18 protein-coding genes, 1 tRNA gene and 1 pseudogene are annotated in these 25,547 nt (G+C 74.8%); 6 read left to right on the top strand and 14 right to left on the bottom strand.

Features of this window, described 5'->3' with window-relative positions:
* Window positions 1-13: 13 nt before the first annotated feature.
* The 3 genes from P3T27_RS18515 to P3T27_RS18505 all read right to left on the bottom strand — a co-directional run bounded on the left by P3T27_RS18515 (window position 14) and on the right by P3T27_RS18505 (window position 4,300).
* Window positions 14-1,366: an AAA domain-containing protein gene (locus P3T27_RS18515; RefSeq protein WP_280680177.1), complete on the bottom strand. Its 1,353-nt coding sequence runs from the start codon at window positions 1,364-1,366 to the stop codon at window positions 14-16.
* A gap of 8 nt (window positions 1,367-1,374) precedes the next feature.
* Entirely contained in the window at window positions 1,375-2,988 is a 1,614-nt protein-coding gene (locus P3T27_RS18510; protein ID WP_280679824.1) for a hypothetical protein, read from the bottom strand.
* 76 nt (window positions 2,989-3,064) lie between these two features.
* Window positions 3,065-4,300, bottom strand: coding sequence for a hypothetical protein (locus tag P3T27_RS18505; RefSeq protein WP_280679822.1), 1,236 nt, complete (start codon window positions 4,298-4,300; stop codon window positions 3,065-3,067).
* A 267-nt stretch (window positions 4,301-4,567) separates the two neighbouring features.
* Between P3T27_RS18505 and P3T27_RS18500 the strand changes: the two genes are divergently transcribed.
* A complete protein-coding gene (locus P3T27_RS18500) occupies window positions 4,568-5,224 on the top strand; it encodes a histidine phosphatase family protein (protein WP_280679820.1) in 657 nt (218 codons plus the stop codon).
* Window positions 5,225-5,245: 21 nt separating this feature from the next.
* On the opposite strand, the gene P3T27_RS18495 is transcribed toward P3T27_RS18500, so the two are convergent.
* Window positions 5,246-6,841 carry a tetratricopeptide repeat protein gene (locus P3T27_RS18495; protein ID WP_280679818.1) on the bottom strand — a complete coding sequence of 532 codons (1,596 nt, stop codon included), beginning with the start codon at window positions 6,839-6,841 and terminating at the stop codon, window positions 5,246-5,248.
* Between the two features lie 446 nt (window positions 6,842-7,287).
* Between P3T27_RS18495 and P3T27_RS18490 the strand changes: the two genes are divergently transcribed.
* Complete coding sequence (locus P3T27_RS18490) at window positions 7,288-7,812, top strand: hypothetical protein (protein WP_280679816.1); 525 nt, start codon at window positions 7,288-7,290, stop codon at window positions 7,810-7,812.
* A gap of 127 nt (window positions 7,813-7,939) precedes the next feature.
* Complete coding sequence (locus tag P3T27_RS18485) at window positions 7,940-8,866, top strand: fused MFS/spermidine synthase (RefSeq protein WP_280679814.1); 927 nt, start codon at window positions 7,940-7,942, stop codon at window positions 8,864-8,866.
* A 217-nt stretch (window positions 8,867-9,083) separates the two neighbouring features.
* Here P3T27_RS18485 and P3T27_RS18480 read toward each other — a convergent pair whose 3' ends face one another.
* The 5 genes and pseudogenes from P3T27_RS18480 to P3T27_RS18460 all read right to left on the bottom strand — a co-directional run.
* Window positions 9,084-10,040 (bottom strand): hypothetical protein, encoded by a 957-nt coding sequence (locus P3T27_RS18480; protein WP_280679812.1) that lies wholly within the window; start codon window positions 10,038-10,040, stop codon window positions 9,084-9,086.
* A 109-nt stretch (window positions 10,041-10,149) separates the two neighbouring features.
* Entirely contained in the window at window positions 10,150-10,596 is a 447-nt protein-coding gene (locus tag P3T27_RS18475; RefSeq protein WP_196948999.1) for a DUF4442 domain-containing protein, read from the bottom strand.
* Between the two features lie 133 nt (window positions 10,597-10,729).
* Window positions 10,730-10,805: transfer RNA gene (locus tag P3T27_RS18470), tRNA-His, on the bottom strand.
* A gap of 132 nt (window positions 10,806-10,937) precedes the next feature.
* Window positions 10,938-11,552 (bottom strand): oligoribonuclease, encoded by a 615-nt coding sequence (orn, locus tag P3T27_RS18465; protein WP_280679808.1) that lies wholly within the window; start codon window positions 11,550-11,552, stop codon window positions 10,938-10,940.
* Between the two features lie 893 nt (window positions 11,553-12,445).
* Window positions 12,446-13,438, bottom strand: a pseudogene (locus P3T27_RS18460) (helix-turn-helix domain-containing protein); the annotation flags it as partial.
* Window positions 13,439-14,375: 937 nt separating this feature from the next.
* On the opposite strand from P3T27_RS18460, the gene P3T27_RS18455 reads away from it, so the two are divergent.
* Window positions 14,376-15,176 (top strand): GNAT family N-acetyltransferase, encoded by an 801-nt coding sequence (locus P3T27_RS18455; RefSeq protein WP_280679806.1) that lies wholly within the window; start codon window positions 14,376-14,378, stop codon window positions 15,174-15,176.
* Between the two features lie 154 nt (window positions 15,177-15,330).
* Here the strand turns inward: P3T27_RS18455 and P3T27_RS18450 are convergent, their stop codons facing one another.
* Window positions 15,331-16,386, bottom strand: coding sequence for an HAD-IA family hydrolase (locus tag P3T27_RS18450; RefSeq protein ID WP_280679804.1), 1,056 nt, complete (start codon window positions 16,384-16,386; stop codon window positions 15,331-15,333).
* A gap of 1,026 nt (window positions 16,387-17,412) precedes the next feature.
* Here P3T27_RS18450 and P3T27_RS18445 point away from each other — a divergent pair.
* Window positions 17,413-17,892: a universal stress protein gene (locus P3T27_RS18445; RefSeq protein WP_280680176.1), complete on the top strand. Its 480-nt coding sequence runs from the start codon at window positions 17,413-17,415 to the stop codon at window positions 17,890-17,892.
* Window positions 17,893-17,998: 106 nt separating this feature from the next.
* On the opposite strand, the gene P3T27_RS18440 is transcribed toward P3T27_RS18445, so the two are convergent.
* The 4 genes from P3T27_RS18440 to P3T27_RS18425 form a co-directional block, all read right to left on the bottom strand.
* On the bottom strand, window positions 17,999-19,189 hold the full coding sequence (locus P3T27_RS18440) for an acyl-CoA dehydrogenase family protein (RefSeq protein WP_280679802.1): 1,191 nt from the start codon (window positions 19,187-19,189) through the stop codon (window positions 17,999-18,001).
* Window positions 19,190-19,398: 209 nt separating this feature from the next.
* Window positions 19,399-20,385 carry a hydroxymethylglutaryl-CoA lyase gene (locus P3T27_RS18435; RefSeq protein WP_280679800.1) on the bottom strand — a complete coding sequence of 329 codons (987 nt, stop codon included), beginning with the start codon at window positions 20,383-20,385 and terminating at the stop codon, window positions 19,399-19,401.
* Window positions 20,382-22,721 (bottom strand): biotin carboxylase N-terminal domain-containing protein, encoded by a 2,340-nt coding sequence (locus tag P3T27_RS18430; RefSeq protein ID WP_280679798.1) that lies wholly within the window; start codon window positions 22,719-22,721, stop codon window positions 20,382-20,384. Before P3T27_RS18430 ends, P3T27_RS18435 begins: the two co-directional genes overlap by 4 nt.
* Before the next feature lie 170 nt (window positions 22,722-22,891).
* Window positions 22,892-24,604 carry a carboxyl transferase domain-containing protein gene (locus P3T27_RS18425; RefSeq protein ID WP_280679796.1) on the bottom strand — a complete coding sequence of 571 codons (1,713 nt, stop codon included), beginning with the start codon at window positions 24,602-24,604 and terminating at the stop codon, window positions 22,892-22,894.
* Window positions 24,605-24,736: 132 nt separating this feature from the next.
* On the opposite strand from P3T27_RS18425, the gene P3T27_RS18420 reads away from it, so the two are divergent.
* Window positions 24,737-25,378 (top strand): TetR/AcrR family transcriptional regulator, encoded by a 642-nt coding sequence (locus P3T27_RS18420; RefSeq protein ID WP_280679794.1) that lies wholly within the window; start codon window positions 24,737-24,739, stop codon window positions 25,376-25,378.
* Window positions 25,379-25,547: the final 169 nt, after the last annotated feature.

Raw genomic sequence — 25,547 nt, 5'->3', positions numbered from 1 at the left:
CGTCGGCGGCCGCTCAGCGCAGCCGGATCCGGTGCTCGGTGAGGTGGTCCAGCACCTGGTGGTTGGCCTCCCAGCCGTCCGGGAAGGTCACCGGGACGCCCAGCTGGACCGGCTCGGTGGACGGATGCTCGTCCAGCAGCTCGCCGATTCCGGCCCGGGCCACCACGATGCAGGCGTGCCGGTGCCGGGAGGCGAGCACGCACAGCCGGCCGGTCTCCAGGTGGAAGGCCGTCGCGTCGGGCCGCCCGGAGAGCGGGTGCAGCACCACCGTGACGTCGTACTCGCGGCCCTGCAACCGGTTGGCGGTGTCCACCGTGACGGCCGGGCCGGCCGCCTGGTCCACCGGGACGCCCGCCGTGAGCAGGGCCGCGCGGACGGCCGCGGCCTGGTCCCGGTGGGCGGTGCCGACCGCGATCCGGTCCGCGGTGAGCGGGGCCTCGCCCTGTTCGGAGCGGGCGGTCAGCCCGCGCTCCAGCAGCCGCCGGACGGTGGCCGCGACGGCCGCCACCGCCTGCGGGTCGGTCCGTACGGTGTGCCGGGCGGGCAGCTCCAGCAGCGCCCAGCCGTGCTCGGCGGCCCGGTCGATCGCGGCGTCCAGCGCCGAGCCGTCCGGCCGGACGGCGGCGGTCAGCCGACGGTCGTCCGGGCCGGTGCCGGAACGGAACGGCGTGTACGGGTAGAAGGCCCGCGAGATCAGCGGCGCCGCGCTGGCCGGCAGGCGCCAGGAGACCGGCAGGCGGTGCGGCTCGATCTGCGGGTTGTGCGCCAGCATGGTGACCACGGCGCTGCTCGACGGGTCGTACGACAGGCCCGCCCACTGCTCGGTGCCGACCACGGTGAACGGGTCCAGCTGGCCCGGGTCGCCGACGAACAGCGCCCGCTCGAACAGCCGGGCCACCGCGAGCAGGGCGTCCGAGCGCATCTGGTACGCCTCGTCGACGATCGCGTGCCGCCACGGCGCCTCGGCCCGCACCCACTGCCACTTGGCGGAGGTGGAGACCACCACGTCGTGCTCGACCAGGTCGGCGACCTTGTCGGAGAGCGTGACGTTGGCGTGCTTCAGCACCTCCGGGCCGGGCCGGGAGTCCGCGGCGTGCAGTCGGCCGATCGTCAACTCCGGCGCCTTCTCGGCCAGTCGGCCGACCAGGTCGTCCACCTGCCCGTTGGTCTGGGCGACGATCATCAGCCGCTCGCCGGCCCCGACCAGCTCCCGGGCCGCCCGCACCACCAGCGTCGACTTCCCGGCGCCGGGCGGGGAGTCCACCACCACGCCGCGCGGGGCGCCGGCCGGCGGGTGGACGGTCGCCGCCAGGATCCGGGCCACGGCGGCGTCGGCCGCCGCACCCGGTGCCTGCTCGGTGCTCATCTCGGCCATCACTCCCACTCCTCGGAGACGGACGGGGCGGGTACGGGCGCGGCGCCGGGCGGGCCGCCGTGCGTCCACGGGGTGTCGTCCGGCTCGGGCAGCGGCGCGGACTGGCGGACCGTCAGCTCGAAGAGCGTGAAGGTGACCAGGTCGCCGGGTTCGGGCAGGCTGCCCGGCTCGGGCTCCTTCTTCCGGCCCATGCCGGACAGCATCCGCAGGGTGATGGTGCCCCCGGCCGGGTCGACCGCCGCGATCTCCGCCTTCTGCGCGGCCGGGCCCCCCTCGGCCTCCGAGCGGACCCGGTGGGCCTCCCGCCCGAGGTCCGCGTGCGGGCGGTCGGCGGTGCGCAGGGTGACCAGCGGGCGCGGCTTGGGGGAGCGGCCGGTGGTGTCGTAGTCCGGCACCACCTCCGTCACCACGCCGCTGAACGCCTCGCCGGCCAGCCGGTGTCCGGCCATCGCCAGCGGGTCGTCCAGCGCCTCCTGGACGTCCAGCCGGGCCTGCTCGCGCTCGCGCTGGGCGAGCTTGCGGGCGGCCGTCACGGCGTCGTCCTGCCGGGGCTGCGGCGGCTCGCCGGCCGCCAGCCGGTCCCGGTGGCCGGTGTACGACCAGCGGTCGCCGGTCCAGCGCTCCGCCAGGTGCCCGGCGGGCGGCAGCGTCCGCAGCAGGTCCAGGCCGTGCCAGACGTCCCGCCAGGTGGGCAGCAGCACGGCCGTCAGCACCTCGCGCAGCTCCTCGACGGCTGTGCGGACGGCCGCCCGGGCGCGCTCGGCGGCGGCCTCGTCGCGCTGCTCGACGCCGTGCTGCAGGGCGGCCGTGGCGGCGTCGTAGCGGGCGATCGCGGGGGCGAGCACGAACTCGTCGAAGCGCGGATCGGTGGCCGGGCCGGCCGGTGGGTGCAGCAGCTGCCCCCGGTCGTCCCGGGCGGACTCGGCGCGCTCGGCCGCCTCGGCGCCGGTCAGGCCCCTCGGCGGGGCGTGCCAGGCCAACCGGGCGGCCAGGTGCTGGTCCTCCAGGTGGCTCTGGCCGGTGGCCCAGTGCCGGGCCAGCAGGCCGGTCATCGACAGCAGCAGGCTGGTGCCGGGCACCTGGGCCCGGTCGGTGAGGTGGGTCAGCCAGCGGCCGAGCAGCGGCACCCGCACCGGGGCCGGGTACGGGCCCGGCTCGTCGTCCTCGACCGTGCGGCGGAACCGGGTGGAGCGGCCGAGCAGGGCCAGGTGCCGCACGCCGGCGCCGTTCGGCACGATCAGCTGCGGTGCGTCGGCGCACAGCTCGCGGAACACCTGCGTCTTCTCGCCGGTCTCCGGGTCCTTCTCGGAGCCCTCGATCTGCTCCACGTCCTCGGCGAAGGACTCCAGGTACGGCAGCAGGTCGGCGGCCAGCTCGGCCAGGAAGTCGAACCGCAGGGTGCGGTTGAGCGGCTGCGGCACCAGGTGCAGCCGGGGCGCGTCCCGGTCGGTGCCCAGCATCACCGCCAGCGGCGCACCGGCCTCGCCGGCCGCGGTCAGCGGGACGACCACCATCGGGCGGTCGGACAGGTGCCGGTGCCGGACGGTGGCCAGCGGCTCGGCCCGCCCGCTGCGGACGGCCTCCAGCCGGGCCAGGGTGGTCAGCAGACTCATCGGCCCGCCACCTCCGCGGGCCCGGCGTGGGTGTGCGCCCGCCCGCGGCCTTCGCCGGCGAGCCCGTTCCGTCCGCTCATGCGCGACCCGCCACCGGGATCCTGCCCAGCGCCTCGGCGCGCAGGGCGGCCGCGTAGGCCAGCCGCTCGGCCGCCTCGTCCGGGCCGGTCTCGGCATCGGTGGTGGCTTCGGCGGTGACGGCTTCGGTGGCGGCGGCGGCGAGCGCCTGCGTCACCGTCCGGATGCTGCCCAACTCGCCGCGCACGCCCCGGCCCAGCTGCTCGACCCGGTCGCCGCAACGGGCCCGGGCGCGGCAGTGGAAGCCCAGCTCGCAGGTGGAGAGGCAGTCCGGGCCGTACGCGGCGGGCACCGCCTCGACCGAGGCGGCCAGCTCCTCGGCGGAGCGGGTCGGCACGCCGTCCTCGTCGGCCGCCAGGTCGAAGTCGGCCCCGGCCGGCAGCTCCGCCAGCAGTCGGCCGATGCCGGTCATCTGGCCCAGCTGGCGGCGGGTGGTGGCCAGCTCGCGGCGGACGTCGACGGCGACGGCCGTCGGCCGGTTGCCGAAGTCCTTCGGGCAGACCAGCAGCACGCTCGACCGGGGACTGCCCGGCAGCCGCTGCTCGGTGTACGGGTCCGTGGCGAGCGGCCGGCCGGCCAGCGCGGCGGCGGCCTGCTGGAGCGCCAGCACGTACACGGCGGCCTGCCGGGCGGCGGCGCCGACCTTGGCCGGGTCCGCGCCGCCGTCCAGCACCGGGAAGGACTTGATCTCGACCACCGTGCACCGGCCGCCGTGCACCACGACCGCGTCCGGCTCCAGGTAGGCGGTGCCGCCGGCCACGTCCAGCCGCAGCATCGGGTGGTCCAGCAGCGTCCAGGCGTCCGGGTCGGCGGCGGCCCGGGCCAGCGCCTCGACCGTCCGGTCGGCCCGGACGGCGGGGCCGGAGCGGTGCAGCAGATCCGGTACCTGCACGGGGGCGCCGCCGTCCGCCGGGACGCCGAGGTGGGCGCGCAGCGGCTCCAGCAGCGCGGCGTAGTCGTCCGCCTTCAGCCGGGACTCGAAGATCACGCCGCGGGCGATCGCGAACGGGGACTGCCCGAAGGGCGCGGGGCGGCCGAGCCGGGCGGCCAGCGCCGACTTGTCCACCCCCGCCGCGTCGAGCACGGCGCGGCGGTGGCAGCCGGGATTGGCGGCGAGCGCGGCGAGGGAGCGGGCGTTCAGACTGCGCTGCGGTGCCGGTCCGCGCAGCTCGGCGAGCCGCTGGGCGAGCGGCTCAGCGTGCCCGCTGGACGGGACGTTCGTCGAGACGTTCATGGTGCGGCCCAGTGTCGCACCCGGGTCCGACAATGCGGTGCGGACCGGCCTGTTCCGGCCTGTTCCGGCCTGAACCGCGCGTCCCCGCCGGAGGGGACACCCCGCGCCGTGGTCGGCCGGACACCCGTTCCGCTCCGAGCGCCGTCCGCCCCGGGGCCGTTCCCGCCCGGCCCGCGATCGTGCCCGCCGTCCGGGTGAGGGATCATGGAACCCGGTGCTCAAGGGTGAGACCGACCGTTGCCACCGCCCCGCTGCGAGGAGCCTGCCATGCCCGCCCGAATCGTGCTGGTCCGCCACGGCGAGACCGAATGGTCGGCCACCGGCCGCCACACCGGCCGCACCGACATCCCGCTGACCGAGGAAGGCCGCGCCATGGCCAGGGCCCTCGGTGCCCGCCTGGCCAAGGCCCCCTGGAACGGGCTGCCGGACGCGCTCGTCTACACCAGCCCGCTCGGCCGCGCCAAGGAGACCTGCGCGCTGGCCGGCTTCGGTGATCGTGCGGTCGAGCGCCCGGAACTCATGGAGTGGGACTACGGCCAGTACGAGGGCCGCACCGGCGCGGACATCCGCGCCACCGACCACCCCGGCTGGCTGATCTGGCGCGACGGTGTGCCCGGCGGCGAGAAGCTGTCCGAGGTGGCCGCCCGGGTGGACGCCTTCCTCGCCGACCTGAACGAGGAGCACGGTGTCCCCGAGGCCGACACCACCGTCATGCACTGCGCCGACCGGGACGTCGTCCTGTTCGCGCACGGCCACCTGCTGCGCATCCTGACCGCCCGCTGGCTGGGCCTGCCGCCCGAGTTCGCCCAGCGGTTCAAGCTCGGCACGGCCGCGCTCTGCGTGCTGTCCTGGGAGTACGGCGCGCCGGCCGTGGAGGTCTGGAACGACCTCTCCCACCTGGAGGGCCTGGCCGCCGGACACTGACGGCACGTCAACAGCCGTGCCTCAGGCGGCCACCGCCTGGTCGTACCCGACCAGGAAGCGGCGGACCTCGGGCGCGGCGGCGTGCGGGCGCAGCCGTTCGGCGGTGTCCGCCAGCATGCTCCGGATCCGGGCCGAGCGGACCTCGCCGAACAGCGCCACGGCGGCCGAGCCGTGGTGTGCCGCGCCCGCCAAGTCGCCCCGGCCGAGCCGGTCGTGGGCCAGCTCGGCGGTGTACAGCACCCGGTTGCGGACGAAGTGCGGCTGCTGCAGCGCTATGGCCAGCCCGGCCTGCGCGCTGGCGCGGTCCCAGTCGCCGAGCGCGGACCAGCACTGCGACTGCAGGCCGGCGATCTCCGCCTCGCCGAAGAAGGACATCCACTCCGGATCGTCCTCGGAGGCGCCGCGGTCGAACAGGATGTACGCCCGGGCGATCGCGCGTTCGCAGGCGGCGCGGTCCTGCAGCAGCGCCCAGCCGCCGGCCTCGCGCATGGCCAGCAGCGCGAGCAGCCGGTCGGAGTCCAGCTGGCGGGCGGCGACCTGCCCGGCCTGGGCGGCGCGCAGCGCCTCGCGCGGCCGGCCGGCGTCCCGGGCGAGGAAGGCGCTGTTGCAGAACACGTGCGCCTCCAGTGCGGCGTCGCCGGCCATGCGGGCGGTGGCGAGCGCCTCGGCGTAGAGCGAGCGGGCGTCCGCCAGCCGGTTCGAGTCGTGCGCCAACCAGCCGACCGAGATGGCGAGTTCGCCGGCTCCGGCCTGGAGCCGTCGTTCGGTCTCCGCGCTGTACTCGCCCTCGTTGAGCAGGAGGTAGGCGGTGCGCAGCGACTGTCCGGCGCGCTCGAACAGGGTGTCGCCGCCGTACGCGTCGTCGGCCAACCGGATGTCCCGGACGGCCTGTTCGACGCAGAGCACCTCGGCGGCACCGACCTTGCAGGGCGGCGGTACGGGCCGGGGCCGGCCGGGCACGAAGGCGCCGGGGCCCGGGTCGAACAGCGCGGGTGCCGCGGGTGCCGCGGGCGCGGCGGTGGGGGCGGCGGCCACCGCCGCGGCCACGGTCGGCCGGTCGATGCCGACCACGGTGGCCAGCGCGGTCGGGCCGCCGGCCAGGAACGTACGGCGACGCACGTCGTCGTTCTCCTCGTCGAGATAGAGCGATCCATCGGGCCCCCGGGGCACCGCGACGGCGTTCGGCCACGGGGGCCCGTCCGAAGCGGCTGGATCCGCGTACGGCGAGGCAGCGTACGGGAGTTGAGTGGAGAGTGGTGAGCGCGGGGCGGGCAGGGGCGGGAACGGCGGGTGGAGCGTGGGCATTTCGGCGCTCCCGCCGGCACTCTCCGCTGAGCGGCGGCGGACAGCGGTCCGGGGGGAGAAGCCGAGGTCGGTGAGCGTGCGATCCGGCCACATGTGCCGAAAGACCCGCTCGTAGGCGTAGTTGGGGCAGCGGATCTCACCGGATTCGACCCGTCCGACGTAGCGGGCGTCGCAGGACACGTGCTCCCCGATCTCCCGGGCCGCCCGGCGCACGGCCATGGCGAACTCGCCGGGTGAGCGGTCGCCGCGCAGTGCGCGCATCGCGGTGTTGGGTGACGGGCGGTTCGGCTCGGCCGGTGGGGTGGCTGCCATGGTGCGCTCCGTGGTCGTGCGGGGGCGGTGGTGCGGGCGCGGGGCCGGGGCCGGAGGTGCGCGGGTGTACGGGGTGCGAGGGTCGGGGTGCGGTGCGGGGGTCGATGGACGGGGGCCGGGGTTGGACTGTGCGGCGGTGCGGGAACGGCCCGATGGGGCCGGTGGGGTCGTGGTGATCCGCCACCGACAGTACCCGGCGTGACGGGCCGAACACAGCCGGTTTGTGGGAGATGTGCTAACAATTCGGTATAAACCGGGCGGGGTTGTGGGTTATCCGCCATGAAATGCCATGCCTTGCTGTAAGGCGCCCCGTGGCCTCGGGCGGGTCCGCCGCGTTGTCCTGATACGTGGAAGCCCAGGCCGTCGCCCCGGCCCGCCGCTCGTCCCCGCGGCCCCCACCTCCCCGGGCGGCAGTGCTTCCGACCCGACCAGGTACAGGAGGGCCCATGATGGCCACCGGACTGCCGCAGTACCGACCGGTCGCCGGGGGTGTGCTGGCCGGCGCCGCCCCCGCCCTGCTCCCCGATCCGGCCGACGACCGGATCCCCGGCCGGGGCCCGGTCGAGGGCGGCCGCGCCTCCTGCGGCGGGCGGCACCCCGGCCACCGCCTCGTCCCCAGCGTGGACCAGGACACCCTCGTCACCACCTACGACACCGTGACGGTCGCCCTGCGGCACGGCCTGGAGGCGGTCGACATCCTGCGGCTGCGCCGCGCCTGCGGGGCCGTCCTGCAGAGCCGCAACGGCAGCACCGTCACCTTCCTCGTCCCCGCCGGCACCTTCGAGACCTGGCACCTGCCCGGCAGCTCCTGTACGGCCGGCGCCCTGCTGCCGGCCGGCACCGACCCACGCTGGGTGATGCCCCCCGCCGGCGCCGTCTGCGCCGCCCGCCCCACTGACGCCTGGGTACTCCGCTCCGCCCTCTGCGAGGCCGCCTGCACACTCACCGCAGGCGGCCTCGGCCCGTTCTAGCGGGCGTGCCGTGCGGATCCCGCCGGGCCGCGAGCCTGGCCCGCCCCTCCGGCCGGATCCACCCGGCACGCCCCCCGAACATCCCTGACCTGCGAGGTCGCTCCGCCCGGCGGCGATAATGGCGGTCATGGGACGAAGCAGCAGAGCCGCCCGGGGCGCGGGCCGCAGCACCGAGCGCGACACCGGGCCGGCCGTCACCGGCCCCGGCGGCCGCACCCACGCCCAGGGTCCGCTCGCCAGCCCCGTCGGCTCCGGCCTCGCCGAACTGCGCCCCGACCGCGACCGCCCGGCGGCCTGGTCGCTGCTGATCGACGGCGCCCCGCAGTCGCTGGTCGACCTCGCCGATCCCACCCACCTGGGCTTCGAGTACCAGCGCCGGCTCGGCCACCTGATCGACCTGGTCGCCCCGCCCGGCCGCCCGCTCACCGTGCTGCACCTCGGCGGCGGCGCCCTCACCCTGGCCCGCTACGTCGCGGCCACCCGGCCCCGTTCCCGCCAGCAGGTCGCCGAGATCGACACCGCGCTCACCGAACTCGTCCGCACCGAACTCCCGTTGGAGCGCGGCTGGCAGATCAAGGTGCGCGGCGCCGACGCCCGCAGCGTGCTCGAACGCACCCCCGAGGGCAGCGTCGACCTGGTCATCACCGACGTCTTCTCCGGCGCCCGCACCCCGGCCCACTGCACCACCGTCGAGTTCACCGCCCTCGCCGCCCGCGCCCTCGCCCCTGGCGGCTGGTACGCGGCCAACATCGCCGACGGCTCGTCCCTGCCCTTCGCCCGCTCCCAGATCGCCACCCTCGGCGCCGTCTTCCCCGAACTGTGCCTGGTCGCCGACCCGGCCGTGCTGCGCGGCAAGCGCTTCGGGAACCTCGTCCTCGCCGGCGCCCACACCCCCCTCCCGATCGCCGACCTCACCCGCCGCGTCGCCTCCGACTCCGCCCTCGGCCGGGTCGAACACGGCCCCGCCCTCACCGCCTTCGCCGCCGGGGCCACCCCCGCCACGGACGCCACCGCGGCCCCCTCCCCGGCCCCGCCCCCGGGCGTCTTCCGCTGACCACCCGCAGGGCCGGGCGGCCGGAATCCACCGGTGGCCCCCCGGGTCGCGGCCGACAGCGGCCGTCGTCGCCCGGCCCGCGCACCGAGCCGTACTGCCGCGCGATGGGCGCCACCCGGATCGGCCGCACGCCGTCCGGTTCGATCCCCGGGGGTGAACTCCCCCTGCCGGCACTGGAGCTGTGGTCGGGGGCCTGATCCCCGGGGCCTCATCCCGTTCAGTGCCCGCGCGGCAGGCCGCGGTGTTTGCACATGGCCGCGCCGGTCAGCAGCAGTCCGGCGGCGATCGGCGCGAGGACGGCGGTCGCGGTGGCGGAGCCGTCGTCCAGGGCCGTCACCGTGGCGGTGTCGGCGAGCGTGAGTGTCTCGGGCGGCTCGGCGGGCGTGCCGGGCGGGGCCGGTACGGCGGTGGTGGCGCCCGCCTGGTCGGAACTCGTGGCGGGTCCGACCGCGCCCGGTCCGTCCGGCGCGGTGGCCTCCTGGACCGTGGACTCCCCGGACTCCCCGGAGGCCGCTCCGGGCGGGCGCGCGGAGGTGGCCGGGGCGGCGGAGCGGCCGGTGCCGGTGCCGGGGCGTGCGGGGGTGCGCAGCTCGGCGGGCTCGCCGTCCCGGGAGGCGCGCGTCCCGGTGGGGCGGCCCTGGGTTGGGACGGGGTCGAGCAGACCGGAGGCGAGCGCGAAGGCGTCGGGGACGGCGGCCCGCTGGCCGGGCAGGGGGAGTCCGCCGGAGCGGATCCGGTCCTGGAGGACGTCGCCGACCGTCCCGGTGGCGCCGGTGACGCCGGTGTCGGAGCCGGTGCCGGTCAGGTCCCCGGCGAGTCCGGGGGAGTCGGCCGCCTCCCCGGCCGCCGCGCCCCCGGACTCGCCGGGCCGCTTGGCTGACTGGCCGTCGCGCGCGGGCTGCCCGGCCTGGACGGCCTGCCCGTTGTGCACGGGCTGGGCGTGCACGGCCCCGCTGTGCAGGGCACGGCGGACGGCGGGCTGTGCCTGGGCCGGCAGCGGGTCGACGGACGCGGCGTACGCGCCGGGAGCACCGAAGCCCCAGAGCTGGACGAGGAGGGCACCGCCGGCCGCGACGGCGCGGGGGTGGGGCAGCCACCGGCCGATCGCGCTCCGCACGCCGACGCCGCCACGGGGGGCGGGTTCCTGGGGCTTGGTCGCGTGATTGGCTCGCATGTGAGTTGAGAACGAGCGGACGGGTCGTGAGGTCACGCCCGCCGTCACGGACAGTCATCGCACGGGTGGCCCCGGGGCCTGCTTCCCGGGGCCACCGGCCGCGGGACGGTCAGGAGTTGGGGCGCAGGGTCCAGGTGACGGTCATCACGCCGGTGACGGCGCCGTCGGCGCGGGTGATCTCGACGGTGACCGGGAACTCGGGGCGGCCGCCGGCGTCCAGCTCGGCGACGACCTCGGCGGCGGGGCGGCCGAGCACGGCGGTGGCGGTGACGTCTCCCATGGCCAGCTTCTTGTACGCGATCTCGGCGTTCACCGCGAGCGGCACGGCCCGGGAGAGCTGGTCGCCGAACGCGGCGAGCACGATGCAGCCGCTGGCGGACTCGGCGAGGGTGAACATCGCGCCGGCGTGCGGTCCGCCCACGTGGTTGTGGTACGCGGGCTGGTCGGGCAGCCGGAGCACGGCGCGTTCCGGGGTGGTCTCCAGGTACTCGAGCTTGAGGGTGTGCGCCATCGGCACGGTGGAGTCGAGCAGCTGGCCGATCGAAGGTGTGGTCATGGCGGCAATGTTACTAGTCGGTAGCTTCCGGCGGCAGGCCTGCGCCGGGAAAACCCGAACCGCCGTGGACAACTGAGGGAACGCGAAAACGCCCGAGGGGCCGACCTCTTGAAGAGATCGGCCCCTCGGGCTCTGGGGTGAGTGACGGGACTCGAACCCGCGGCCACCTGGACCACAACCAGGTGCTCTACCAACTGAGCTACACCCACCATCTGTCCGGACCGTTCCCGCTCTCGCGTTCCCGTTCCGACAGGAAGAACTCTACAGGATCCGAGAGGGTGCTCGCGCCAGGGTTTCGTTCCGGCGAACGCGGGCACCCCGGTGGACCTCCTGGACGCCGGTCAGTCCGTCGGTCGGTCCGTCGGGGCCTGGTACTTCTCGGCGATGGCGCGCGCGGTGTCGGCGTCCGGGCCGGGCTGTGGGACGAACACCGCCTCGCGGTAGTACCGCAGTTCGTCGATGCTCTCGCGGATGTCGGCGAGCGCCCGGTGGTTGCCGCCCTTCTGCGGGCTGTTGTAGTACGCCTTCGGGTACCAGCGGCGGGCCAGCTCCTTGATCGAGGAGACGTCCACGATCCGGTAGTGCAGGTGCTTCTCCAGGGCCGGCATGTCCCGGGCGAGGAAGCCGCGGTCGGTGGCCACCGAGTTGCCGCACAGCGGCGTCCGCCCGGCCTCCGGCACGTGCTGGCGGATGTACGCGAGCACCCGCTCCTCGGCCTCGGCCAGCGTCACGCCCTGCTCCAGCTCGTCCAGCAGCCCGGAGGAGGTGTGCATCGTGCGCACCACCTCGGGCATGCTCGCCAGCGCCTCCGCCGGCGGGCGGATGATGACGTCCACACCCTCGCCGAGGATGTTCAGCTCGGAGTCCGTCACCAGCGCCGCGACCTCGACCAGGGCGTCCCGGTCGAGGTCGAGGCCGGTCATTTCACAGTCGATCCATACCAAACGGTCATTCACACAGGTCACCCTACGGCGCGATCACGCGCCGCGGGGACCGCGGGAGCCGAGCGGGGCTCCGGGGCGCAGCCCTCGGCCTGGTGCTCCTCCGTGCCGCCGAGCTGGCCGTGGCCGTCCGGGCGCTCCCCGTCCCGGCCGGTCCGGACCGCGTGGCCGTCCCGCCCGGGGCGGCCCTCGCGGGTGGTCCGGGCGCCGTCGGCCGCCGCCACCCGGCCGCCCTGCGGACGGCCCTGCGGCGCCCTCGCCGGTCGGCCCCGGAGCTCGCCCGCCCCGGCCGTCGGCTGCCCGCCGGGGGCGGGAGCCGGCACCCGGCCGGTCGCCGCGCCGTGACCGCGCCCGGCGGAGCCCGCCGCGGTACCCGGCTCGTCCGCGGGCCGTTCGACCGCGCTGCGGTGCCCCTGTCCCTGGCCGCGCGCCCCCGGCTGGGGGTGGCCGTCCTCCGCCGCGGCGTGCTCCGCGGTGCGTGGCGGACGCCCCGCCCCCGGCCCGGCCTGCGGCGGGACCAGCGGTGACCGCGCCGGACCGCGCCCCGCACCCGGCTGCCCGGGGTGCGGCTGCTGTGCGGCCGGCTGGTGCGGATACGGCTGTCCGGCACGGGTGTGGAAGGACTGCGAGGCCGGCGTCCCGGCCTGCCCCGGACCGAACGGGCCGGGCTGGCCGTGCGGGCCCAGCTGTCCGGGCGCGACCGGCGGTGCGCCGTGCGGCAACGGCTGCCCGTGCGCGCCGCCCGGCATCGGTGCGCCGTTCCCGGCCGGGAACTGGTGCGCGGGCTGCGCACCGCCGAACAGTGCCCCGCCCGACCCGGCCGCGGCGGCCGCCGCCGCGTGCGGCAGGGCGCCGGGCAGCCGCAGGTCGCCGCCGTGCGGGCCGGTCGGCACGGCCGACTGCGGCCCGGGCCGGCGAGCCCGGTAGCTGGTCCGGTACGCGGCCGGGGACACCCCGAGCTGGCGGCGGAAGTGCCCGCGCAGCGCCACCGGCGAACGGAACCCGCAGCGGCGGGCGACGTCGTCCACCGACAGCTCCGAGGTCTCCAGCAGCCGCTGCGCCTGGAGCACCCGCTGGGTGATCAGCCACTGCAACGGCGCGCTGCCGGTGAGCGTGCGGAACCGCCGGTCGAAGGTGCGCCGACTCATGTAGGCGCGCGCCGCCAGCACCTCGACGTCGAACTGCTGGTTGAGGTTCTCCAACGCCCAGGTGACCACCTCGGCCAGCGGGTCGTTGCCGATCTCCTCCGGTAAAGACTGATCGATGTACTGGGCCTGTCCGCCGCCGCTGCGACGGCTCGGCACCACCAGCCGGCGGGCCAGTGCGTTGGCCGCCTCGGCGCCGTGGTCGCTGCGCACCACGTGCAGGCACAGGTCGATGCCGGCGGCGGTGCCGGCCGAGGTGAGCACGTCGCCGTCGTCGACGAAGAGCTCGCGCGGGTCGACGTGCACCCGGGGGTAGCGCTTGGCCAGCGTCGGCGCGTACATCCAGTGGGTGGTCGCCGGGCGGCCGTCGAGCAGGCCGGCGGCGGCGAGGACGAAGGCGCCGGTGCAGAGCCCGATGATCCGCGCGCCCTCGTGGTGGGCCTTGCGCAGGGCGGTGATCGCCTCGACCGGCGGGGGCTGCGAGATCGAGCGCCAGGCCGGTACCACGATCGTGCCGGCCCGGGCGAGGGCCTCCAGGCCGTACGGGGCGGAGAGGGTGAGGCCGCCGGTGGTGGCGAGCGGGCCCTCCTCCCCGGCGCAGACCAGCAGTCGGTAGCGCGGCACCCCGGCGTCCTGGCGGTCGACGCCGAAGACGGAGAGCGGGATCGAGCTCTCGAAGATCGGGGCGCCGCCGAAGATCAGCACCGCGACGGTCTCGCGGCGGCGCCGGCCGGAGAGCTTGCGCGGGGCGGAGATCGTGACCGGGGTCGGGGAGCCGTTCGCACCGGGCCCGCCGTGGCCCAGCGGGCCGTGGCCGGGGGAGCCCAGGGGGAGACCGGCGAGGGGGCCGCCCAGTGCGCCGGCGGGGGTGCCGTTCAGGCCAGGGGCGCCGTTCGTCCCGTTCGTCCCGCTCGGTCCGCCGTAGCCGGAGTAGGCGGTGAAGTCGCTGCCGTAGGCCTGCGGGTGGCTGACGGCGCCTCGGCTGACGGCGTGTCCGCCGTGCGCCGCTCCGCCGTGTGCCGGTCCGCCGTAGGTCGCTCCGCCGTGTGTCGTCCCGCCGTGCTCCGGGGCCGCCGCCGTGGTGCCGTTGGCGGCGCCGCCGGGGGAGGACACTGCGGGGTACGGGGAGTGCGAGGCGGCGCCCGAGGTGCCGGAGTTGCGGGTGGTGGCGGCGATCGCGGAGGTGCCAGTGCTTCTCGCGGACCGACCCGCGATACCGGCCACCGCCTGGCCGCTGTCAGGACCCGCGTCGCTCCTGCTCACCCTGCTCAAGGCGCTCAAGCCCCCTCGGTGGTGTGGTGTGGGTGGTGCGGCACTGCTCGCCAAGATCGAAATCTATCGGGTGGACCATTGCCGTTGTGACAAGTTCACCATCCGACGCTATGTCGACATGGCAATTTGGCGTGATGCATTCGATCACGAAGCGTGGCACCCGTCGACCTTTCTGGGAAGAGGGCCGGTGCAACGGTGGCTGGTTGTCGCAGGACCGGTCCTGGGGCGTCCGGCTCCCGCGCGCCCGGTCGGCGGGTCTGGACTGCGGATTTGCCCAAGCGGGAGGGATCGGCGCGAAATTGACCGAAAATCGGCGGTGCACGGGAGGGCGCACAGAAAGAGTCTGTGCGCCTCCCAGGCTTCATCCGGCCAAGGCCGGGGCGGCGGAACCGGGGCGCGACGCCCGGGTTACCGTCCTGCCGTGAATACCAACAGCCGGCTCGAACAGGCCAACGACAACGCCGCCGCCTTCTGGCTCGCCCAAGCCCGCGTGCACGGCTGGCGGTTCCGTACCCGACCGGGCTGGACGGCGGTTCGCTGCGCCCGCACCCCGGAGGACGCGCACCGCGTCGTGGTCACTCGCCCGTACACCGAACCAGGCTTGGTGGAACGTGAGTTGGAAGACCTCCTGGGCGAGTGGGAGACCATCCGCTTCACCCTGGAAGACCCGTACGGCGGGCTCGACCTGACCCGCTTCGGCGCCACCCGGATGCCGATCATGCCGGTGATGACCCGTGAACCCGGGCCGGTCGAAGGAGCGTCGGCGGCCCTCCCCGCCCTCTCGGAGGCGCACGGCGGCGGCTCCCTGACGGTCGATGAGGCGCTGGACGGCGACACCTTCGCGCAGGTCGAGCGGGCGATCGTGGACGGGTTCCCGCTGCCCGCCCGGCAGCCCTGGACCCGTGGCGACGCGCTCCCGGAGCGCCTGTGGGGCGAACCCGGGTGGCGGGCCTGGCTGGGGCGCGTCGACGGTGTCACCGCGGGCACCTGCCTCACCTACGACGACGGCCGGGCCACCGGGGTGTACTGGGTCGCCACGCTGCCCGCCCAGCGCGGCCGGGGCGTGGCCCGCGCCGTCCTCCAGGCCGCCCTGGCCCACGCGCATCCCGACCGCCCTGCCACCCTGGTCGCCACCTCGCTCGGTGAACCGCTCTACCGCAAGCTCGGGTTCACCGAGCAGGCCCGCACCTGCTGGTGGACCCGAACCTCCGTTGACGGCTGACGGCTGACGGCTGACGGTTGACGGCTGGGGTTTGGCGGCTGATGGCTGGCGTTTGGCGTTTGGCGTTTGACGGCTGACGGCCGGGCCGCCGCGTGGCGGACGGTTGGCCGAGAAGCGGGTGGGGTGGCAGGCGGGCCGGTGGCGCGGGAAGGTGCTACGGGGCGGCGGCCGCCGGCGCCACGGCGAACGTGGTCCGCGCCGGACCGGTCCCATCGGCCGTTGCGCGGACCGGCGTTGGGCGCGCCAATGCGGCGACGCGGCGCGCATTCGCGCCGGGATCCGTGCCCGCGGGCCCTCCCGAGCGGCCGTCGGCGACCACGGCAAGCTCGCCGGTGCGGTTTCGGACATCCGACCCCGCCACCGCAGCACCCGGGGCACCGGCCGCCCCGGTGGTCACGACCGCGGGCGCAAACGAGCCATCAGAGGCGGCCGCCGTCGGCCGTGCGCCGGACCGCGCGCTGAGGAGCGCCGTCGCGCGCACCGGCGCTCCGATGGAGCGCCGCCCGACCGGGCCGCCCGCGCGGATGCCCGGCCGGGGCGACGGCGCATTGCGCGCGGCGAGCACCTGCCCGACGGCCTCCGGCAGACCGGCCGCCTTCAGCGTCGGCCGGTAGCCGGGCTCGGCCCAGGGGCGGCCGTGGTGCAGCCAGACGCTGCGCAGGCCGGCCAGTTCGGCGCCGGCGATGTCGGCTGGCGCGTGGTCCCCGACCATCCAGGTGTGCGCGGCCCAGTTCCCGGTGGGCGCGACGCCGCACCGCTGGGCGGCTATCTCGAAGATCAGCGGATCCGGTTTAACGCAGTCCGCCTCCTCGGAGATGACCCAGCCGTCGACCAGCGGCCCCAGCCCGGTCCGCCGGATCTTCTCCAACTGCGGCCGGGTGCCGCCGTTGCTGACGATGCCGAGCGTCCACCCGGCCGCCCGCGCCGCCCGCAACGCGTCGACGTGTCCGGTGGGGCAGTGGATGTGGGAGTTGATGCCGCGTCGGTAGTGGGCGAGCAGGAACTCGGCGGAGGCGTCCAGACCGTAGCGGCGCCGGACAGCGGACAGTACGGTGCTGCGCGGTACGTAGCCGCCGCCGTCGAGGGTGACGAACCAGTCGAGGTCTCCGGGCGGTAGGTCGCGTTCGGACAGAAAATCCTGAGCCCAGGCCCGGAAAGCGGCGTCCCTGGGGAGCAGCGTGTTGTCGAGGTCGAACAGGAGCAGGGGCATGCCGAGCATGGTGCCAGCGGCTGCGCCTATGCACCTGGCAAATGCCAGACAGCGTCGCGAAGCCGTACACAGTGGCTGAAACGGGTTCCAGGACCAGGCGTACGGATGGGTCAGGGCGGGTCGGCTGAGGCTCGCGGGGCGTGACGGTTCGCGACGTGTCGCAACGGATCGTCGCCGATCCATGACAGTCCGGTCACGGTGTCCGGTGGGCCTGTTGCGTCGACTGGTCCGCTCAGTCAAGCTCCAGGGAACCTCCTTTCCGGAGGGGGCGCGTCGCCTGCGGGCAGGGCGCACTGCCGTCGGCGGGCGCATCCTCCTTTCGCGGGAACAACGTCGCTCCGAGGCCTCACCGCTGGGCTGGGCCTCCTACCCGTCGTACTCTGAAAGGAACAGGTCACATACGGTGCTGCGCGGCGCAGACCGACGTCATCCCGTGGGCGGGCCTGCTGCCCGGGCAGCGTTGTCCTCTCCTGTTGGCCCCTCTCCCTCGAAGAGCCGTGAGCCATGGCTGGTTTTGAGTCCTCCCGACCGGTGGAACCGGACGCCCCCCGCAGCGCGGGCGCAGCGACCGGGAACGACGACGGCCACGCGGACCGCGCCCCAGCCGACGGGCGCACCGAGGTATCGGGCCTGCTGCCTGCCGGCAGGAAGCCCGACGGGCAGATTGACGAACCGGGCCGCACGCCGGCCGCCGCGCACGCTGACGAGCGCGCCGTCGACCAGGCCGGCGAGCCGTCCGCCGACCGCGCCGACGAGCAGGCCGGTGACCGCGCAGTCGACCGTGCCGGTGACCGTGCCGACACCCCAGGTGGCGCCGGTGACCCGAGCACCGAGGAAGCCGTCCCCGGGCGGGGCGACCCCCGGGGCTTCGCGCGTGCTCTGCGTGGCCTCGTCCGGCGCGGCGGCCTCGCCCGACGCGGCCGTTCAGGGCCTCGCCAGCGGCGTGGCGAGTCTGCGGTCGACGCGGCGGGGGCTCCGGTGACGGGCCGCGTGGGCCCGGGTGCCGAGCGCCCGGAGGCGTCCGGCCTGCCTGGTGCGCACACCGAGTCGACGGCCCAGGACGCGTCCGCGCGCTCCCTCGACCCGGTGTTCCAGCACGGCGTCGTGGTCGGTTTCGACGGCTCATTGTCGAGCGAGCGCGCCCTCGCCTACGCGGTGGGCATGGCGCGTCGTTCGCAGTGCGGCCTGGTGATCGTGCACGTCGCCAACCGCCTGCCCGCCACTGTCTGGGCAGGCTGTGAACCTCCCGTCTTCGTCGACCTCCCCGACCACCGGACCGAGGTTCTGGGCCTGGAACTCGCCTGCGCGGACTTCCTCACCGGGGTGCCGTGGATCCTGATCGAGCGCGGCGGCGACATCTGCCACGAGATCGAGGAGGTCGGCCGTGAGTACGCCGCCGACGCGATCGTCGTCGGCACGACACACGGCCTGCTCGGCAAGATCTTCGGCTCGGTCTCCGGACGGCTGGCGCGGCGGGCCAACCGCCCGGTGATCGTGATCCCCTGACGCCCCCTCATGGTGCTGCTTGCGCGCGCCCCTCGGGACGTCTCGCCGCTGTCGCCCGCTCCTCAACACCGCCTGAGGAGCGGGGTGTTGCTCCGGTCGGCTCGGCTCAGAACGCGGCGCCGATCTCCCGGGCGATGAGCATGCGCTGAACCTCCGATGTGCCCTCCCCGATTTCCAGGATCTTGCAGTCGCGCCAGAAACGGGCGACCGGGAACTCGTTCATGAAGCCGTACCCGCCGTGGATCTGGGTCGCCTCGCGGGCGTTGTCGACGGCGGCCTCGGACGAGTACAGCTTCGCGATCGCGGCCTCCTTCTTGAACGGTTCGCCGTGCAGCAGCCGGGAGGCGGCGTCCCGCCAGGCCAGGCGGGAGGTGTGGGCGCGCAGCTCCATGTCGGCAAGCTTGAACTGGATGGCCTGGTTGGCGCCGATCGGCCGGCCGAAGGCCCGGCGCGTGCCGGCGTACTTGACGGACTCGTCGACGCACCCCTGGGCCAGGCCGGTGGCCAGGGCCGCGATCGCGATGCGGCCCTCGTCGAGGATCCGCAGGAACTGGGCGTAGCCTCGGCCACGCTCGCCCAGCAGGTTGGCCGCAGGAACGCGGCAGTCGGTAAAGGACAGTTCGTGGGTGTCGGATGCGTTCCACCCGACCTTCGAGTACTTCTTCGATACCTGGAACCCCGGGGTTCCGGTGGGCACGATGATGGAAGAGATTTCGCGCGTTGGCGAGCGGAATTCGCCTTCTTCACTCGAACGAGCGATCGGTTCCGTGAGGGCGGTGACGGTGACCAGACCGGTGATGTCCGTGCCGGAATTCGTGATGAAGCACTTGGTGCCGTTGATGACCCACTCGTCGGTGGTCTCGTCGTACCGCGCCGTCGTGCGGGTCGCGCCGGCGTCCGAGCCGCCCTCGGGCTCGGTCAGACCGAAGGCGCCGAGAAGTTCGCCGGAGGTCAGCCGGGGCAGCCACTCGCGCTTCTGCTCCTCCGTCCCGAACCGGTGGATCGGCATCGCACCGAGCGAGACGGCCGCCTCCAGGGTGATCGCCACCGAGGAGTCGACCCGGGCGAGCTCCTCCAGGGCGATGCCGAGCGCGAAGTAGTCACCGCCCATGCCGCCGTACTCCTCCGGGAAGGGCAGGCCGAACAGGCCCATGCGCCCCATCTCGCGGACGATCTCGTAGGGGAACTCCTCCCGCTCGTAGAACCCGCCGATCTTGGGCGCCACCACGTCCTGGGCGAACTCGGCGACGGTGCGCCGCAGGTCCTCGTACTCGCTGCTGAGCCGGTGGTCGAACATGGTGATCCTCCTGGGGCCCGGCCGGGGTGGCCGCGGGCGTGAGCGGGATGACCGGCACCCGTCTCATGGTGTGACGGTCGCACGGTGTGGTTGGACGATGAGCGGTGCCTGGTGCCTGGTGCCTGGTGCCTGAGACACGGTGCCTGAGGCCCGGTGCTGGTGAGGCCCGGGTTCCGGGTGGCCGGCACCGGGGGAGCGGTGGGGCGGGGTCAGCCCCGGGCGGCGCCGAGCAGCGCCTGGACGGTGCGGGACGGGCTCGGGCGGCCGAGCTGCTCGGCCATCCAGCCGCTGGTGGCGACCAGCGCGCGCAGGTCGACCCCGGTCCGGATGCCGAGTCCGTGCAGCATCCACACCAGGTCCTCGGTGGCCAGGTTGCCGGTGGCGCTCTTCGCGTACGGGCAGCCGCCGAGACCGCCCGCCGAGGCGTCCACCGTGGTGACCCCCTCGCGCAGAGCCGCCAGGGTGTTGCTGAGCGCCTGGCCGTAGGTGTCGTGGAAGTGCACGGCGAGCCGGTCGGCCGGCACTCCGGCCCGTGCGAAGCCGGCCAGCAGGGCGCCGACCTGGCCCGGGGTGGCCACGCCGATGGTGTCGCCGAGGCTCAGCTCCGCGCAGCCCATCTCCAGCAGCCGCACGCCGTACCCGACCACCTGGGAGACCGGGACCGGTCCCTCCCAGGGGTCGCCGAAGCACATCGAGAGGTAGCCGCGGACCGCCACCCCGGCCTCGGCGGCCCGCGCCACGACCGGGCGGAACATCGCCATCGCCTCGTCCGCCGAGCGGTTGAGGTTGCGGCGGGCGAAGGTCTCGGTGGCGCTGGCGAACACCGCGATGTCGGTGGCGTGGTGGGCGAGCGCGCGGTCGAGGCCGCGCTCGTTGGGCACCAGCACCGGCAGCCGCAGGCCGGGGTGACGCTCCGGCAGACCGGCGAGCCGGGGCATCAGCTCCTCGGCGTCGGCCAGCTGCGGTACCCATTTCGGGTGAACGAAGCTGGTCGCCTCGACGGTGCGCAGCCCGGCGGCCGCGAGCCGGGCGATGAACTCCGCCTTGACCTCGACGGGCACCAGGGAGCCCTCGTTCTGCAGGCCGTCGCGCGGCCCGACCTCGTGGATCCGGACCTCCTCGGGCAGGCCGGCGGCACGGACGGGGTCGGGCAGGCCCAGGTCCAGCGCGTCGGGTTCGCGGGCGGGGGCGGTCATGACCGCACCTCGGCGGGCACGGGGGCGGACTGCTCGGCGGCGTCGTCCTCGGCCGGGGCGACCACGACCAGCAGTTCCTCCATCGCGACGGTGGCGCCGGCGGTGGCCCGCAGTTCGGCGACCACGCCGTCGTGCGGGGCGGTGATCACGTGTTCCATCTTCATGGCCTCCAACACGAGCAGGGGCTGGCCCTTGCGGACCGTCTCGCCCGCCGTGGTCTTGACGACGGTGACGGTCCCGGGCATCGGGGCGGTCAGGGCGCCGTGGTGGGCGGCGGTTCCGGCGGTGCTCTCGCCGACCGGGTCGTAGGCGTGCAGCGACCAGGCGTCGCCCTCGACGCCGAGCCAGGTCACCGGGCCGGCGGCGAGGCCGGGGGTGGCGTCGGTGGCCAGCGCGAACGTGGTCTGCAGTCCGTCGACGGTCAGGTGCAGCCGGTCGGCGGTCAGGGTCGCGCGGGCGCGGTGGACGTGGCCGGCGTCGAGTCGGAGCTCCACCTCGCGGGTGAGCTCGGCGGGATTGTCAGTGGCATCGGCTACGTTGCCCGCAGTGATCGAACGGATGCGCACCGAGACCGGGTCCTGGCCGGGGGTACGGAGTCGGTGGGTGGTCCAGGCGGGGGTGCCGCCCAGGCGCCAGCCGGAGGGAAGGGAGAACGGGTCGGTCCAGCCGCCGGGGTCGGCGGCCGGGGTCAGGTCCAGGTGCCGCGCCAGCGCGGCCGCGTAGTAGAGGAGGTGGGCAGGTGGTGGTGTTTCGACCGTCAGCGGGCCGGTCGCTTCGGCGTCGGCTTCGTTCACCGCGGTTGCCGCGCTCGCTTCGTTCGCCGCATGCGCCGCATGTGCTGCATCCGCCGCGTTCATCGCGTTCGTCGCACCCGCCGCGTTCGTCGGGGAGTACGGCGAGGCGAGCAGGGCGGGTTGCTGTTGGGCCGTCTGTTCCACCAGGCCGGTGTCCAGTCGGCCGGCGACGACCTCGGGGTGTGCGAGTAGCCGTCGCAGGAAGCCCGTATTGGTGGTGACGCCCAGGATGCGGGTGTCGGCCAGTGCGGCGCGGAGCCGGCGCAGCGCGGTCGGGCGGTCGGGCCCGTACGCGATGACCTTGGCGAGCATGGGGTCGTAGGCGCTGGTGACGACGGATCCGGGGGCGACCCCGGAGTCGACGCGTACGCCCTCGCCCCGGGGCTCGTCCAGGACGAGGATGCGCCCGCCGGTGGGCAGGAAGTCCCGTTCCGGGTCCTCGGCGCAGATCCGGGCCTCGATGGCGTGGCCCAGGAAGGAGATGTCGGACTGATCGAAGGAGAGCCGTTCGCCCGAGGCGATCCGCAGCTGCCACTCGACCAGGTCGAGTCGGGCTGAATCGTCGCCGACGGCGATGGCGAGTTCGGTGACGGGGTGTTCCACCTGGAGGCGGGTGTTCATCTCCATGAAGAAGAAGTCCCGAACCCCCTCCTCGGCGGAGGTGGTGGTGGGGGAGTCCGGGTCGATGCCGGGGACGATGAACTCCACGGTGCCGGCCCCGGTGTAGCCGCAGGACTCCGCGGCTCGGACGGCCGCGGCGCCCATCGCGGCGCGGGTCTCGGCGTTGAGGAGAACGGAGGGAGCCTCTTCGATCAGTTTCTGATGGCGGCGCTGGAGGCTGCACTCGCGCTCGCCGAGGTGGACGGTGGCGCCGTGGGCGTCGGCGAGCACCTGCACCTCGATGTGGCGCGGTCGGTCGATCCAGCGTTCCAGCAGCAGGGTGTCGTCGCCGAAGGCGGTCCGGGCGACGCGGCGGGCGGCGGCGATCTCGGTGGGCAGGTCGACGGGGTCCCGCACGAGGCGCATGCCCTTGCCACCGCCGCCGGCGGACGGCTTGAGCAGCACGGGGTAGCCGATCTCCTCGGCGGCGGCGAGGAGGTCCTCGTCGGTGGGCGCGGTGGCCTGGCTGCCGGGGACCACCGGGACGCCGGCGGTCCGGACGGCCTCCTTGGCGTTGATCTTGTCACCCATCAGTTCGACCGCACCGGGAGGAGGTCCGATGAAGACGAGGCCGGCGTCGGCGCAGGCGCGGGCGAAGCCGGCGTTCTCGGCGAGGAAGCCGTAGCCGGGGTGGACGGCCTGGGCGCCGGTGCGGCGGGCGGCGGCGAGGATCTGGTCGGTGCGCAGATAGGTCTCGGCCGCGGAGCTGTCGCTGCGGTCGGCCGGGCCGAGCCGGACCGCGACGTCCGCCTCGCGGACGTGCGGCGCGTCGGCGTCGGCGTCGCTGAACACGGCGACCGAGCGCACACCGAGCCGCCGCAGGGTGCGGATCACCCGGAGAGCGATCTCGCCGCGGTTGGCGACCAGAACTGTGTCGAACATGGGAGGCGTTCCTCCGGGTCGAGGGGAGCCGTACGAAGGAGGTGGCGATGGAGGGGGAGGCGGCGCCGGCACGGGCGGTGCGCCGGCGCCGCGGGAGTCACACACCCGAGCGGAGTCACACCCGAGTGGGGTCACATCCACGGGAGAAGGTCACACCCACCGGAGCGGGGTCACATTCGGAAGACCCCGTACGGGCCGGGCGGCGGGAGCGGGGCGTTGGCGCAGGCGGTGAGGGCGAGGCCGACGACGGTGCGGGTGTCCATCGGGTCGATCACGCCGTCGTCCCAGAGCCGGGCGGTGGCGTAGTAGGCGTTGCCCTGGTGCTCGTACTGCTCGCGGACGGGGCGCTTGAACTCCTCCTCCGCCTCGGCCGGCCACTGCTCGCCGTGGGCCTCCAACTGGTCGCGGCGGACGGTGGCGAGGACGGAGGCCGCCTGTTCACCGCCCATCACGGAAATCTTGGAGCCCGGCCACATCCACAGGAAGCGAGGTGAGTAGGCCCGGCCGCACATCGAGTAGTTGCCGGCTCCGTACGAGCCGCCGATCACCACGGTCAGCTTCGGGACGCGGGTGCAGGCGACGGCGTTGACCATCTTGGCGCCGTGCTTGGCGATGCCGCCCGCCTCGTACTGCCGGCCGACCATGAACCCGGTGATGTTCTGCAGGAAGAGGAGGGGGATGCCGCGCTGGTCGCACAACTCGATGAAGTGGGCGCCCTTGAGGGCCGACTCGGAGAACAGCACGCCGTTGTTGGCGACGATGCCGACGGGGTGGCCGTGGATCCGGGCGAAGCCGGTGACGAGGGTCGCGCCGTACTCGGCCTTGAACTCGGCGAACCGGCTGCCGTCGACCAGCCGGGCGATCACCTCGCGCACGTCGTAGGGCGTGCGCGGGTCGACCGGGACGGCCCCGTACAGGCCGGCCGGGTCCACGGTCGGCGGCTCGACCGGGGTGAGCGGCCATGGCCTGGCCGAGCGCGGGCCGAGCCCGGCCACGATCGTGCGGACGATGGAGAGGGCGTGGGCGTCGTCCTCGGCCAGGTGGTCCGTCACGCCCGAGGTACGGGAGTGCAGGTCGCCGCCGCCCAGTTCCTCGGCGGTGACCACCTCGCCGGTGGCGGCCTTCACCAGCGGTGGCCCGCCCAGGAAGATCGTGCCCTGGTTGCGCACGATCACGGCCTGGTCGCTCATCGCCGGGACGTACGCACCGCCGGCCGTGCAGGAGCCGAGCACGGCGGCGATCTGCGGGATGCCCGCGGCGGAGAGCCTGGCCTGGTTGTAGAAGATCCGGCCGAAGTGGTCGCGGTCCGGGAAGACCTCGTCCTGCATGGGGAGGAAGGCGCCGCCGGAGTCCACCAGGTAGACGCAGGGCAGCCGGTTCTCCAGCGCGACCTCCTGGGCGCGCAGGTGCTTCTTGACGGTCATCGGGTAGTAGGTGCCGCCCTTGACGGTGGCGTCGTTGGCGACGACCACCACCTCGCGTCCGGCGACCCGGCCGATGCCCGCGATCACCCCGGCCGCGGGCGCCGCCCCGTCGTACATCCCGTCGGCGGCCAGCGGGGCCAGCTCCAGGAAGGGAGAGGCCGGGTCGAGCAGGGTGTCCACCCGGTCGCGGGGGAGGAGCTTGCCGCGCGCCGTGTGCCGGGCGCGGGCCTTGGCGCCGCCGCCGAGGGCCGCCGCGTCGAGTTTCGCGCGCAGTTCGGCGACGAGGGCCCGGTGCGCCTCGGCGTTGGCGAGGTAGGCGGCGGAACCCGGATCGACCGAGGTGCCGAGCCGGGGCGCGGGAGCGGCGGCTCCCGGCGGGACGGCACCTGGCGCCGCCGTGGCGCCGGTCGCTGCGCTGCCATGGACGCCGGTGGGTACGCCGGCGGTTGAGATGACCATTCCCAAGAGCTCCCTTGCCCTCGGCAGCAGGTGGGCGGCCGGAAGCGGTGCGCCCATGATCCCTACGTTAATTAACGTTAACTTACCTTCCCAGGTTAACGGTCGATAACCCGACTGTCTACGATGGGCAGCATGCCGAACGTCCCCGCAGCCTCCGCGCTCCCACGCCGCGACCAGATCCGTCGGGAGGCCGCGCGCCTCTTCGCGGCCCGGGGCTTCCTCGGGGTGGGCGTGGACGAGATCGGCAAGGCCGTCGGCATCAGCGGCCCCGGGCTCTACCGCCACTTCGCCGGAAAGGACGCGATGCTCGCCGATCTGCTGATCGGCATCAGTGAGCGCCTGCTGGAGGAGGGGCGGCGTCGGGCGGGCGGCGGTGACGGTCCGGCCGCCGCGTTGGACGCGCTGATCGGCGGCCACGTCGACTTCGCCCTCGACGACCGCGACCTGATCACCCTGCACGACCGCGAGCTGCTGAACCTCAAGGAGGAGGACCGTCGCACCGTCCGCCGCCTCCAGCGCGGCTACGTCGAGCTGTGGGTGGACGTGGTCCGGCAGGTCTACCCGCAGCTGACCGGCCCAGCCGCCGAGCCGGTGGCCCGGGCCACCGTGCACGCCGTCTTCGGCCTGATCAACTCGACCCCGCACAGCCTCGGCCCGAACCTCACCCAGGACGAGCGCTCCGGCCTCCAGCGCGACGGCATGGCCGCCCTGCTGCACGCCCTCGCCCAGGGTGCCTTCGCGGCGGCGGCCGACTCGGTGTCCGCGCCCGCCTGAGCCGGGCCTGCCCCGGGACGTGCACCAGGGCCTCAAGGCCGGGCGGGTCCCAAGGCCGGGCGGGTCCCAAGGCCGGACGAGCCCAAGGCCGGACGAGCCCCAAGGCCGGGCGGGCTTCAAGGCTGGATGGGCCCCGGTGGCCCCGGCGCCCTAGGTCCAAAGGACGGCG

Origin of the sequence: Kitasatospora sp. MAA19, assembly GCF_029894125.1 — a bacterium.
Lineage (GTDB): Bacteria > Actinomycetota > Actinomycetes > Streptomycetales > Streptomycetaceae > Kitasatospora.
This window is presented reverse-complemented; position numbering and strand designations above follow the sequence as displayed.